12 protein-coding genes are annotated in these 13045 nt (G+C 68.9%); all 12 read left to right on the top strand.

Going from position 1 to position 13045, the window contains the following annotated elements; all coding sequences use genetic code 11:
• Positions 1 to 80: 80 nt before the first annotated feature.
• The 12 genes from AC5P7F_RS16880 (at position 81) to gspD (ending at position 12761) form a co-directional block, all read left to right on the top strand.
• Positions 81 to 1934 carry a S8 family peptidase gene (locus tag AC5P7F_RS16880; protein ID WP_046428732.1) on the top strand — a complete coding sequence of 618 codons (1854 nt, stop codon included), beginning with the start codon at positions 81 to 83 and terminating at the stop codon, positions 1932 to 1934.
• A gap of 136 nt (positions 1935 to 2070) precedes the next feature.
• A complete protein-coding gene (gspE, locus tag AC5P7F_RS16875; RefSeq protein WP_014035931.1) occupies positions 2071 to 3792 on the top strand; it encodes a type II secretion system ATPase GspE in 1722 nt (573 codons plus the stop codon).
• 24 nt (positions 3793 to 3816) lie between these two features.
• Positions 3817 to 5037 (top strand): type II secretion system protein XpsF, encoded by a 1221-nt coding sequence (gene xpsF / locus AC5P7F_RS16870; RefSeq protein ID WP_032956504.1) that lies wholly within the window; start codon positions 3817 to 3819, stop codon positions 5035 to 5037.
• 49 nt (positions 5038 to 5086) lie between these two features.
• Positions 5087 to 5530, top strand: coding sequence for a type II secretion system major pseudopilin GspG (gene gspG / locus AC5P7F_RS16865; RefSeq protein ID WP_014645890.1), 444 nt, complete (start codon positions 5087 to 5089; stop codon positions 5528 to 5530).
• Positions 5531 to 5536: 6 nt separating this feature from the next.
• Positions 5537 to 6031 (top strand): type II secretion system protein XpsH, encoded by a 495-nt coding sequence (gene xpsH, locus AC5P7F_RS16860; protein ID WP_046428736.1) that lies wholly within the window; start codon positions 5537 to 5539, stop codon positions 6029 to 6031.
• Positions 6028 to 6447, top strand: a complete 420-nt coding sequence (xpsI, locus tag AC5P7F_RS16855) for a type II secretion system protein XpsI (RefSeq protein ID WP_032956500.1) — start codon at positions 6028 to 6030, stop codon at positions 6445 to 6447. Before xpsH ends, xpsI begins: the two co-directional genes overlap by 4 nt.
• Positions 6444 to 7076, top strand: a complete 633-nt coding sequence (locus AC5P7F_RS16850; protein ID WP_046428740.1) for a type II secretion system protein J — start codon at positions 6444 to 6446, stop codon at positions 7074 to 7076. The genes xpsI and AC5P7F_RS16850 overlap by 4 nt, the downstream gene beginning before the upstream one ends.
• The gene (locus AC5P7F_RS16845) at positions 7073 to 7936 is read left to right on the top strand and encodes a type II secretion system minor pseudopilin (protein WP_046428741.1); all 864 of its coding nucleotides are present in this window, start codon (positions 7073 to 7075) and stop codon (positions 7934 to 7936) included. Before AC5P7F_RS16850 ends, AC5P7F_RS16845 begins: the two co-directional genes overlap by 4 nt.
• Entirely contained in the window at positions 7933 to 9078 is a 1146-nt protein-coding gene (locus tag AC5P7F_RS16840) for a PilN domain-containing protein (protein ID WP_014645895.1), read from the top strand. The genes AC5P7F_RS16845 and AC5P7F_RS16840 overlap by 4 nt, the downstream gene beginning before the upstream one ends.
• Positions 9059 to 9766 (top strand): type II secretion system protein GspM, encoded by a 708-nt coding sequence (gspM, locus tag AC5P7F_RS16835; RefSeq protein ID WP_230548472.1) that lies wholly within the window; start codon positions 9059 to 9061, stop codon positions 9764 to 9766. The genes AC5P7F_RS16840 and gspM overlap by 20 nt, the downstream gene beginning before the upstream one ends.
• Positions 9756 to 10544, top strand: coding sequence for a type II secretion system protein, XpsN-like (locus tag AC5P7F_RS16830; RefSeq protein WP_014645897.1), 789 nt, complete (start codon positions 9756 to 9758; stop codon positions 10542 to 10544). The genes gspM and AC5P7F_RS16830 overlap by 11 nt, the downstream gene beginning before the upstream one ends.
• Before the next feature lie 9 nt (positions 10545 to 10553).
• A complete protein-coding gene (gene gspD, locus AC5P7F_RS16825; RefSeq protein ID WP_049404733.1) occupies positions 10554 to 12761 on the top strand; it encodes a type II secretion system secretin GspD in 2208 nt (735 codons plus the stop codon).
• Positions 12762 to 13045: the final 284 nt, after the last annotated feature.

The raw sequence follows: 13045 nt of genomic DNA, 5'->3' as shown, positions 1-13045 counted from the left end.
CCGGCTGGGCCGGCCGGGAGTCGTCAAGGAATGATGGCCGCAGTGTTGGTTCGATCCATGACCCAGAAGAGGAATTCGACGTGATCAAGAAGCAGAACCTTCGCATCAATGTGCTTGCCGCCGCCGTGCTGTCGATGACGGCGGTCGGTGCCGTCCACGCCGCCGGGTTGCCGACCCGTGAACCGGTGCGCCAGGCCAGCACCGCCCAGCCGCGTACCGAGCGCATCATCGTCAAGTACCGGGCCGGCGCTGCTGCCGCGACCGACCGCTCGGCGAAGCTGTCCACCGTGCAGTCCGCACTGACCCGTGCCAGTCTCTCCGGCGGCACGTCACGCGCCAGCACGCTCGGCCCGCAGGTGGTCCGCAAGCTGTCTACCGGTGCGGACCTCATCCGTGTGCAGGGCCGCCTGGCACCGGCCGAACTGCAGCGCGTGCTGAAGGAACTGAAGGCCGATCCGTCGGTGCAGTACGCCGAAGCCGACGTGAAGCTGCGCCGCAGCGAACTGCGTGCCGGCAACGTGCAGCCGGCGCTGGTGCCGAACGATCCCTTCTACCAGCAGAACCAGTGGCATCTGCACAATGCGGTCGGCGGCATCAACGCACCGGCGGCGTGGGATGTCTCGCAGGGCGAGGGCATCGTGGTGGCAGTGATCGACACCGGCGTCCTGCCGCAGCATCCGGACCTGGTCGGAAACCTGCTGGAAGGCTACGACTTCATCAGCGATGCGGAGACCTCGCGGCGCCCGACCAACGATCGCGTGCCGGGTGCGCAGGACTACGGTGATTGGGTCGAGAACGACAACGAGTGCTATGACGGCTCGCTGGCCGACGACAGTTCCTGGCACGGCACCCACGTCGCCGGCACCGTGGCCGAGCAGACCAACAACGGCGTCGGCATGGCCGGTGTCGCCTACAAGGCCAAGGTGCTGCCGGTCCGCGTGCTGGGCAAGTGCGGCGGCTACCTGTCCGACATCGCTGATGCGGTGACCTGGGCCTCCGGCGGTACCGTGACCGGCATCCCGGCCAACACCAATCCGGCCGAGATCATCAACATGAGCCTGGGGGGCGGTGGTTCCTGCGCCAGCACCTACCAGGACGCGATCAACGGCGCGATCTCGCGCGGTACCACGGTGGTGGTGGCTGCCGGCAATGAAGCCGACAACGCGTCCAAGTACCAGCCGGCCAGCTGCGAAGGCGTGGTGACCGTGGGTGCCACCCGCATCACCGGTGGCATCACCTACTACTCCAACTATGGAGCCCGCGTGGACCTGTCCGGTCCGGGCGGTGGCGGCAGTGTCGACGGCAACCCGGGCGGCTACATCTGGCAGACCGGCTCCAATGCGGCCACCACGCCGGAATCGGGCACGCCGGGCTACATGGGCATGGGCGGTACCTCGATGGCCTCGCCGCATGTGGCCGCCGTTGCGGCACTGGTGCAGAGCGCACTGATCGCCAAGGGCAAGGATCCGTTGACCCCGGCCGCGATGCGTACCCTGCTGAAGGAAACGGCGCGTCCGTTCCCGGTCGCCATCCCGGCGGCGACCCCGATCGGTACCGGCATCCTCGATGCCAAGGCCGCGCTGGCCAAGGCACTGGAAGAACCGTGCACCGAAAACTGCGGGCCGGTGGCCACGCCGCTGACCAACAAGGCCGCAGTCGGCGGCCTGAACGGTGCTGCCGGCAGCAGCAAGCTGTACAGCTTCGAAGCCGTCGCCGGAAAGCAGCTCAGCGTGATCACCTACGGTGGCACCGGCAACGTCTCGGTCTACATTGCCCAGGGGCGTGAGCCAAGCGCCAGCGACAACGACGGCAAGTCGACCCGTCCCGGCACGTCCGAAACGGTGCGGGTGAACAAGCCGGTGGCGGGCACCTATTACATCAAGGTGGTGGGCGAAGCGGCATACAACGGCGTGAGCATTCTCGCCACGCAGTAATCACCTCGTGTCGTAGTTGAACGGCCGACGCCCGTCACCCTGTGTGACGGGCTTCGTCTTTTTACGAAAGGTGGCCGCAGGGCGGCGGAAATCACGGCTTAACTGCTAAAGTCGGGCCGATTGACAGGAGAGTCACGTGAACGCGCTCGCTGCAACCGTTACCGACGACGCCGAAGGCCGCATCCTGGATGCGTTGCTGGCGCGCGGCCGGCTCAAGGAAGGAGACCTGGCACGCGCGCGGCCATTGCATGCCGAGGCCGGCGGCAGTCTGCTGGGCCTGCTGGTGCGCCTGGGCCTGGTGTCTGAACGCGACCAGGCACAGGCCAGCGCTGAGGTGCTGGGCCTGCCGCTGCTGGAGGGCAAGCAGGTGCCGGAGGCCCCGCCGCAGGCGCTGGCCGAGGGACTTCCGCTGTCGCTGCGCTTCCTGAAGCAGTTCCATGTGTGCCCGCTGGAGTTGGATGAACACGGGGTGCGGCTGTGGCTGGCCGATGCCCACGACGCCTATCCACAGCAGGCCGTGCAGTTGGCCCTTGGGGTTCCGGTGACACCGGTGCTGGGCATGCGCGCGGAGATCGATGACCTGGTCGAGCGCTGGTTCGGCCAGGGCCGCAGCGCGATGGGCGCGATCGTGGAAACCGCGGATGGCGAGGGCGGTGCGGTCGACGACATCGAGCACCTGCGCGACCTTGCGTCGGAAGCACCGGTGATCCGCCTGGTCAACCTGGTGATCCAGCGTGCGGTGGAGCTGCGCGCTTCGGATATCCATGTCGAACCGTTCGAGAGCCGATTGAAGGTCCGCTACCGCGTCGATGGCGTGCTGGTGGAGGGCGAAAGCCCGCCGGCCAACCTCACCGCTGCGGTGATCAGCCGCATCAAGATCATGGCCCGGCTCAACATCGCCGAGCGCCGCCTGCCGCAGGACGGCCGCATCATGCTGCGCGTGCAGGGCAAGGAGCTGGACCTGCGCGTGAGCACGGTACCGACCGCGCATGGCGAAAGCGTGGTGATGCGCCTGCTGGACCGCGAAACGGTGGTGTTCGATTTCCACCGGCTCGGCTTCACCGATGCCTTCCTGCCGCAGTTCCGCAAGGTGCTGGAACAGCCGCATGGCATCCTGCTGGTCACCGGCCCGACCGGCTCGGGCAAGACCACCACGCTGTACACCGCGCTGAGCCAGCTCAACACCGCCGACGTCAAGATCATCACGGTCGAAGACCCGGTGGAATACCAGATCGAAGGCATCAACCAGATCCAGGCCAAGCCGCAGATCGGCCTCGACTTCGCCAATGCCCTGCGCAGCATCGTGCGCCAGGATCCGGACATCATCATGATCGGTGAAATGCGCGACCTGGAAACCGCGCGCATCGCCATCCAGTCGGCGCTGACCGGCCACCTGGTGCTGTCCACCCTGCATACCAACAACGCCGCCGGTGGCATCACCCGCCTGCTCGACATGGGCGTGGAGGACTACCTGCTCACGTCCACCATCAACGGCATCCTGGCCCAGCGCCTGGTACGCCGGCTGGAGCCGACCCACGCCGAGCGCTACGAAGCCTCGCCGGAAGAGATCGAGCGGTTCGAACTGCGCCGCCTGCAGCCGGAAGGGCCGATCCACCTGTACCGCCCGAAGCCGTCTGCGCTGGCACCGACCGGCTACCTGGGGCGTACCACCATCATGGAATTCCTGGTGATGAACGATGCGCTGCGCCGTGCGGTGATGCGCCGCGATGGCATGGGCGAGATCGAGCGCATCGCCCGCGAGGCCGGCATGCGCACCATGTACGAGGATGGCCTGTCCAAGGCGTTGAGCGGGCAGACCACCATCGAGGAAGTGCTGCGCGTGACCGAGGAAAGCTGATGCGTGCAGGACGCCGGGGCTGACATGCCGAACTATCGCTACAAGGCGCTCAATCCGCATGGCGAGGTCTTCGATGGGCAGATGGAAGCGGCCAGTGAGGCCGAGCTGATCGCGCGCCTGCAGGACCAGGGCCACCTGCCGATGGAGACGCAGCTGGCCGACGCCGGCGCGATCGGCGGCAGCAGCTGGCGCAACCTGCTGCAGCAGCGCCCGCTGCAGGGGGCGGCGCTGCTGCAGTTCACCCAGCAGTTGGCGACCCTGCTCGGTGCTGGCCAGCCGCTGGACCGCGCGCTGTCCATCCTGCTGGGGTTGCCCGAGGACGAACGATCGCGCCGCGCGATCACCGACATCCGCGACGTGGTGCGCGGTGGCGCACCGCTGTCCACCGCGCTGGAGCGCCAGCATGGGCTGTTCTCGCGCCTGTACGTGAACATGGTGCGCGCCGGCGAAGCCGGTGGCAGCCTGCATGAAACCCTGCAACGCCTGGCCGACTACCTCGAGCGCAGCCGCGCGCTGCAGGGCAAGGTCATCAACGCGCTGGTCTACCCGGCGATCCTGCTGGTGGTGGTCGGTGGCGCGCTGTTGTTCCTGCTCGGCTACGTGGTGCCGCAGTTCGCGCAGATGTACGAAAGCCTGGACGTGGCGCTGCCGTGGTTCACCAACGCGGTACTGCAGCTGGGCCTGTTCGTGCGTGACTGGTGGGTGCTGCTGCTGGTGGTGCCCGGCGTGCTGGTGCTGTTCTTCGAGCGCAAGGCGCGGCAACCGGCGTTCCGGTTGGCGCTGGATGGCTGGCTGCTGCAGCGGCGTGGCATCGGTCGCCTCATCGGCGAGCTGGAAACCGCCCGGCTGGCGCGCACGCTGGGCACACTGCTGCGCAACGGCGTCCCCTTGCTGGGGGCACTGGGCATCGCGCGCAACGTGCTGGGCAACCGCGCCCTGGCCGCTGACGTCGAAACGGCCGCCGATGAAGTGAAGAACGGCGCCGGCCTGTCGCTGGCCCTGTCGCGCGGCAAGCGGTTCCCGCGCCTGGCGCTGCAGATGATCCAGGTCGGCGAGGAATCCGGCGCACTCGATACCATGCTGCTCAAGGCCGCCGACACCTTCGAACAGGACAGCGCCCGGCGCATCGACCGCATGCTGGCGGCGATGGTGCCGGCGATCACCCTGGTGCTGGCCTCGGTGGTCGGCGCGGTGATCGTGGCCGTGCTGGTGCCGTTGTATGACCTGACCAATGCCATCGGTTGACGATGGCACTCCCTGCAACCCCGACACTCCGCAACTGAAAGGACCGTCCATGATTGCCCGTCGCCGACCGATCCGCCTTTCCTTCACCGCCGCGCGCAACCAGTCGGGCATGAGCCTGCTGGAAATCATCATCGTCATCGTGCTGATCGGCGCGGTGCTGACCCTGGTCGCCAGCCGCGTGCTGGGCGGCGCCGACCGTGGCAAGGCCAACATCGCCAAGGCGCAGGTGCAGACCGTCGCCTCCAAGATCGACAACTACCAGATCGACACCGGCAAGCTGCCGGCCACGCTCAACGACCTGGTGACGGCGCCGGCCGGTGTCGGTGGCTGGCTCGGCCCGTACGCCAAGCCCGCCGACCTGAATGACCCGTGGGGCCACGCACTGGAGTACCGGGCGCCGGGCGAAGGCCAGCCGTATGAGCTGGTCAGCCTGGGCAAGGATGGCAAGGCTGGCGGCAGCAGCGTCGACGCTGACATCCGCTACCAGCCGTAACCGCGCATGACGCACTTCCTGCCGCGCCGGTTGCCACGCCCGCGCCTGCACGGCAGGCGCGCGGCTGGACTGTCGTTGCTGGAAATGCTGCTGGTGATCGCATTGATCGCGGCGATCGGCCTGATCACCGCCGCCGGCCTGTCGCGCGGGTTCGCCGGCATGCAGCTGCGCAGCGCCGGCAAGGACATCGCCAGCCAGCTGCGCATGGTGCGCGCGCAGGCGATCGCCCGCGGCGAACCGCAGCGCTTCGTGATCGAACCGGCACGGCGCCGCTGGGAGGGGGCCAACCAGCGCCACGGTGAGCTGCCGGCACAGCTGCAGGTGCAGTTCGAAGGTGCCGCACAGCTGGCCACCGCGCCGGGGCAGGGCGTGATCGAGTTCCATCCCGATGGTGGCTCCAGCGGCGGCCGCATCCGGTTGCAGCGCGACGGTGCCGAATGGCGCGTCGACGTCGGCTGGCTGACCGGCGAGGTCCGCTCCGGCCCCTGGCGGGCGCAATGAAGCGGCGCGCGCGTGGCTTCACCCTGCTGGAAGTGATCATCGCTTTCGCCCTGCTGGGCCTGGCGTTGACCCTGCTGCTGGGCAGCCTGTCCGGTGGCGCGAAGCAGGTACGTGACGCCGAGCTGCGCACGCGTGCGGTGCTGCATGCACAGTCGTTGCTGGCCCAGGCCGGTGTCGACGCGCCGCTGCAGGTGGGCAGCCAGCAGGGTGACTGGGAACAGGGGCGCTATCACTGGGAGCTGCAGGTCCAGCCGTGGGTCGAACCACGCGCCGGCAACGTCGTGCAGGCCACGTCAGCGGGCACCCCATGGCTGGCCGAGCTGCAGCTGCGGGTGCGCTGGGGCGACAGCGAGCGCGAACAACTGCACTGGCGCAGCCTGCGCCTGTTGCCGCCCGACCTGGAGAACGCGCGATGAAGCGGCGCGCCGCGGGCTTCACCCTGGTCGAAGTGATGCTGGCCACCGTGCTGCTGGCCGGCGGCCTGGCACTGGCCTTTGCCAGCGTGCGCTCGGCGATGGCGGTCAGCCAGCGCGGCGAGCAGATCGCCGCTGAAAGCGAACGCATGCGCGCGGTCGAGTCGTTGCTGCGCAGGCAGCTGGCGGGTGCACTGCGCACCCCGCTGGAGGCCCCGGACCCCACCCGCGAACCCATCTTCTTCCAGGGCGAGGAGCAACGCATGCTGTTCGCCGCCGACCTGCCCGGTTACCTCGGCCGTGGCGGCCCCTACCTGCACGCGCTGCAGGTGGACGGACGCGGTGGCCAACAGCGCCTGCTGCTGGACCTCGTGCTGCTGCAGGAAGGCGAGCGCATCGCCGAGAATCCGCCGCGCCCGCCGGAGGTGCTGGTGGACAACCTGAAGTCGGCGCAGCTGCGCTATCGCGGCATCGATGCCAGCACCGGGCAGGTGACCGACTGGCTGCCGCGCTGGGATGACACCCGCCGCCTGCCGATGCTGGTGGAAATCCAGATCGTGCCATCCCGGGGCGCGCCGTGGCCGCCACTGGTGGTGGCGCTGCGTGCCGGTGGCAGTGGAGGCACGCGATGAGCCGTCAGCGCGGGGCGGCATTGGTGCTGGTGCTGTGGCTGATCGCATTGATGACGGCGCTGGTCGGTGCGTTCGCGCTGAGCGCACGGGTCGAGCACCTGCAGCAGCGCGTGCTGGATGACGATGCACGCGGGCAGGAACGTGCGCGCGCCGGCCTCGAATATGCCCTCCTGCGCCTGTCAGCCGATCCGCAACGGGCGCCCTGGCGTGCCGATGGCCGTACCTACCGCTGGCAGTTCGACGACGCCAGCATCGAGATCAAGGTGCTGGACGAGAACGGCAAGATCAACCTGAACCTGGCCGACGCCGCACTGCTGACCGCCTTCCTCAAGGCGCTGGGCGAAGACGATGCACAGGCCCGGCAGTTGGCCGGCGCCATCATCGACTGGCGCGACGAGGACAGCCTGCTGCAACCGGGCGGTGGCGCCGAAGCGCCGGACTACGCCGCAGCCGGATTGCCCTACGGCCCACGCAACAAGCGCTTCGAGACCCTGGGCGAGCTGCAGCGGGTCTTGGGCATGCGCGGACCCCTGTACCGGGCGATGCTGCCGCACCTGACCCTCTACAGCCGCCAGGCACGGCCGGATCCGCAGTTCGCCAGCGCGCCGGTGCTGACCGCGCTGGGCCTGGATGCGGACAGTGTGATGGCGCAGCGCGCACAGCAGGAGCGTGATGCAGATTCCGCTGGCGGCACGACAACGCTTGCCAGCAGCAGCGGCACCTATAGTATCGAGTCCGGTGCCATCGACGGCAGTGGACGCAGGTCGGTGTTGCAGGCAGTGGTACGCAGTGGCTCGGGCGGGGTTCCCGGGCGGACTTACACAGTGCTTCGCTGGGAGCAGGGAATGACAGCAAGATGACGGCGTGGCAGGACAGTCTGCGGCAGGTGCAGGGCCGGATCGGCCCGGGCGCCGGCCGTTTCCTGCGCTGGTGGCGGCAGTCGCTGCTGGCCTGGGTGCCGGTGCGCTGGCAATGGGCATTGGGCTGGGGCCAGGCACGCCTGCTGCTGCAGCACGAGGGCGACCAGCTGCAGGTCTGGCGTGAAGCCGGCGAACGCCGCGAAGCGGTGGCGCGCCTGCCGTGGCCGCTGTCGCCGGTGGAGCTGGACCGCGTGCTGGAGCCTCGCCTGCGTACTCTGCCGCGGGTGTGGCTGCTGCCGGCGACGGACGTCCTGCGGCGTAGCCTGCGCCTGCCTGCCGCAGCGGCCGACCGCCTGCGCGCCGTGGTCGGTTTCGAGATCGACCGGCAGACCCCGTTCGAATCATCCCAGGTCAGTTATGACGTGCGTGAGCTCGGCGCGGGCGGCGAGGGCCAGCTGCAGGTCGAACTGGTGGCGTGGCCATTGCGGCAGCTGGACGCATGGCGCACCAGTGTGGGCCCATGGGCCGATGCGCTGGCGGGCGTCGATGCCATCGATGCGCAGGGCAACGTGCTGCAGGTGAACCTGCTGCCGCCCGCACAGCGCCAACTGCGGCCAGACCCGATGCGACGCTGGAACCTGCTGCTGGCAGTGGCTGCCGTCGTGATGCTGGTACTGGCCGCGGTGCAGCTGCTCGACAACCGCCAGGCCGCCGCCGATGAGCTGCGTGCACAGGTCGAGCGCAGCGCGCGCAGTGCGCGAGGTGTGGCCAGCGAACGCGCGCAGCTGCAGGCGCTGATCGATGGCGCCGCATTCCTGGAGAAGCAGCGCAGCCAGCGCGCCGGCACCGTTGAAATCTGGAACGAACTGACCCGGCGCCTGCCGGAAGGTACCTACCTGGAGAAGCTGGCGATCGAGAACAACAACCTGCAGCTGATCGGCCTGAGCCGCGAGGCGTCGCAGCTGGTGCAGCTGCTGCAGGACGCACCGCAGTGGCGCAAGGTCAACCTGACCGGGGTGCTGCAGGCCGATGGCGCGGCCAGTGGCCGCGACCGCTTCACCATGACCGCCGAACTGCAGCCGTTGCCGGCCGCCGCACCAACCCCGGAGGCGGCCGATGCCGATGCCAAGCGCACGCCGTGACCGCTGGCTGGCGCTGGCACTGCTGCTGGCAGTGCTGGGCCTGGCCTATCTGCTGCTGGTGCACCCCTGGTTCACCCAGCCGCTGCGCGCGATCGATGCCGATGTCGCCGCCCTGCGCGAACGCGAGTCGCGCGTGCAGGCGCAGCTGCAGCAGCAGCCGCAGATCGAACAGCGCCTTCGCACTACCCGCGAGGCACTGCAGCAGCGGCCAGGCTTCCTGCGCGAAGCCACTGCCGAAGCTGCCGCCGCTGCATTGGGCGCCCGGCTGCAGGATGCGGTGGCGATGGCCAGCCCGGGCAACCGCAGCTGCACCATCAGCAACCGCACGCCGCTGACCGACAACCGGCGCGACGCCGAGTTCGTGCGCGTCGCCATGCAGGTGCGCCTGCGCTGCGGGGTGGCCGAACTGGCCACCGTGCTGCACAGCCTGGAAACCGGCAGCCCACGCCTGTTCGTCGACAACCTCAACCTGATCGCGCAGCGCTTCCAGCAATCACCGAACGAATCGGGGCTGGGCCTGGACGTGTCCTTCGAGCTGGCCGGCTATCTGCTGCCGGGCGCTGCCGCCGATGGCACGGTTCCGGCGCCCGCTGCGACACCGGCACCGTCCGCGTCGCCGGCCGAGGCCGTACCTGCGCCGCAGCCGGCGCCCCCGTCCGAAGGGCAGGAGGTGGCCGATGAAGCTTGAGCAGATCAGCCTGCGTACCGGCTTCCTGCTGGCGCTGGCCGGTTGGGCGGCCGCCGTCTGGCTGGCGACCGGCTTCGGGCTGGGCAGCCAGCTGCCGGGTGCCGGCGGTGATGCCGACGCCGCGCCATCGCTGCCATCGCTGCCGCCGCTGGCGGCCGAGCGCATGGCCAGCGCCGACAGCTACAGCGCGATCGGTGAGCGCCCGTTGTTCGCCGAAGACCGCAGGCCGCGGCCTTATCTGCTGGGTGGCAGCGAACCGGCGGCCAGCGCCGCGTTGCGCCTCACCGGTGTGCTGCTGACCGGCGATTTCGGCATGGCCACGTTCACCACCGAACAGAACCGCTCGCTGCGCCTGCGCCTCAACGGCGAAGCCGTGGATGGCTGGCAGCTGGTGGCGCTGCAGCCGCGCCAGGCGACGGTGATCGGCCCCGGTGGCAACCAGGTCCTGGAACTGGCGGTGTTCAACGGCCAGGGCGGTGAGCCGCCGACGGTGCTGCGCGGTGCCAACGGCGCACCGCCTGCAGGTGCGATCGTGGTGCCGCCCTCGGCGGGCGCTCCGCCGGCGCCGCCACCGCCCGCGGCAATCCCATCGCCGTCGCCCGCTGGCAATGCACCAGCGCCTGCGGCGGCCGCTGCAACAACCCCACCGGCCAACAACAACGGTCCCAGTGAAGCGCAGATGCAGGCCATCCGCGAGCGCATCCAGGCCCGCCGCCGCCAGCTGCAGCAACAGCAGCAACAACCGTCGCCGCCCCCGGGCGATGGCACCAACCGATAGAGTGAATGCATGAACCTGCGTTTTCTTCCCTGGTCCTTTGCCCTCGCGCTGCTGGTCGGCTGCAGTACGGTGTCCGCGCCGCACGTGCAGCGCAACGGCAATCTGTCGCCCAGCGCCGACGCCGGCCAGGCAGCCGATGTCGCTGCCGATGCCGCCCGTGAAAGCCAGGGGGCACCGCAGGCGGTGATCCGCCGCGGCACCGGCACCATGATCAACCGCGAGGCCGCGCGTGCGCCGGCACCGGCGCTGCACGGTGCCAGTACCGGCGAGGCGACCTTCAACTTCGAAGGCGAATCGCTGCATGCGGTGGTCAAGGCCATCCTTGGTGACATGCTTGGCCAGAACTACGTGATCGCGCCAGGCGTGCAGGGCACGGTCACCCTGGCCACGCCCAAGCCGGTATCGCCGGCGCAGGCACTGAACCTGCTGGAGATGGTGCTGGGCTGGAACAACGCGCGGATGGTCTACAGCGGTGGGCGCTACAACATCGTCGCCGCCGACCAGGCGCTGGCCGGCACGGTCGCGCCAAGCACGGCACCCGCGGCCAGCGCGCGCGGCTTCGAAGTCCGTGTGGTCCCGCTGCAGTTCATCTCCGCCACCGAAATGAAGAAGGTGCTGGAGCCGTACGCGCGCCCCAACGCCATCGTCAACGTGGACAGTGGCCGCAACGTGATCACCCTGGGGGGTACCCGCGCGGAACTGGAAAACTACCTGCGCACCGTCGAGATCTTCGACGTCGACTGGTTGTCGGGCATGTCGGTGGGCGTGTTCCCGATCCAGTCGGGCAAGGCCGAGCAGGTCGCGGCCGACCTGGAAAAGGTGTTCGGCGAAGAGAGCAAGACGCCCAGCGCCGGCATGTTCCGTTTCCTGCCGCTGGAGAATGCCAACGCCGTGCTGGTGATCACGCCGCAGGTGCGCTACCTGGACCAGATCCAGCAGTGGCTGGATCGCATCGACACCGCTGGTGGCAGCGCCCGCCTGTTCTCCTACGAGCTGCGCTACATCAAGGCGCGCGACCTGGCCGAGCGCCTCAGCGAGGCCTTCGCCAGCAGTGGCAACCGCGGCGGCTCCAGCCCGGCCTCGCTGGCACCGGGCGCCATTCCGTCGCAGCTGGGCGGCGACGGCGACCGTGGCATGGACAACAGCAGCAGCAACCTGGGTTCGACGCTGGGCGGAACCAGTGGTAGTGGCAGTGGCAGCAGCAATGGCAGCCTGAACCTGCCGCAGCGCCAGCCCGGCAACGTCAGTGTCAGCCTGGAAGTGGAGGGCGACCGCGTCGGCGTGTCGGCGGTGGAGGAAACCAACACCCTGCTGGTGCGCTCGACGCCGCAGGCGTGGCGCTCGATCCGCGAGGTGATCGAGAAACTGGACGTGATGCCGCTGCAGGTGCACATCGAAGCCCAGGTGGCCGAGGTCTCGCTGGATGGCGACCTGAAGTACGGCGTGAACTGGTTCTTTGACAATGCCGTGGCCGGGCGTGCCCTGACGGGCGCATTGGGCGGCGTGACCCTGCCGGCGGCAGCGGGTGGCTCGTGGAGCAGCTTCGCCGGTGCCGCAACGGGCGGCGAAGGCCTGGGCTGGGCATTCACCGGCCACAATGGCGCGGCGGTGGTAAGTGCGCTGGACAAGGTCACGGATGTACGCCTGCTGCAGACGCCTTCGGTGTTCGTGCGCAACAACGCCGAGGCCACGCTCAACGTGGGCGACAAGGTGCCGATCAACACCACCACGGTGAACACCGGCGTGGGCACCAGCACCTACAGCTCGGTGCAGTACATCGACACCGGCGTGATCCTGAAGGTGCGCCCGCGCGTGACCCGCGATGGCACGGTGTTCCTGGATATCGTGCAGGAAGTGAGCAGCGCCTCGAACGTGCCCGACAACTGCAATCCGACCGAGCGCAACTGCAACCCGCGAATTTCCACAAAGAAGCTGTCGACCGAAGCGGCGGTGCAGAGCGGCGACACCATCATGCTGGCTGGCCTGATCACGGATTCGGGCACCGATGGCAGCAGCGGCATTCCCGGCCTGAGCCGTATTCCGGTAGTTGGCGCGCTGTTCGGGCAGAAGAGCCGCTCCAGCCGCCGTTCCGAGGTGATCGTGCTGCTGACCCCGAGCATCGTGCGCAACAGCCTGGAATCGCGCAACCTGACCGACGAGTACAGCAAGCGCTTCCGCGCGATGGAGCCGCTGAACCAGCCGCGCGCGAAGAAGTAAGGGGTTACGGCCGGGCGGCGCCCGGCACCCGCCAAGGCCGGAGCAACGGCAACGGCCAAAGCGAAAGCAACAGCAACAGCAACAGCAACAGCAACAGCGGGTTTACTGAGGGAGGGTGGGTCGGCGTGGGGTGGCAGGACACGCCGTAAACCCGTCCCTGGGGCTCGATGGCGCCATCCATGGCGCCAACGGTCCTGCCACCCCACGCCGACCCACCTCTGACAGACTCCCGCGGCTGTTGGTAGGTGTCGACCTTGGTCGACACGATCCACGCCATGCGTGGA

The organism is Stenotrophomonas sp. YJH_SMC_105-26, from assembly GCF_059368915.1.
The sequence above is the reverse complement of the archived record's forward strand: the minus strand, read 5'-3'. Positions and strand labels throughout refer to the sequence as shown.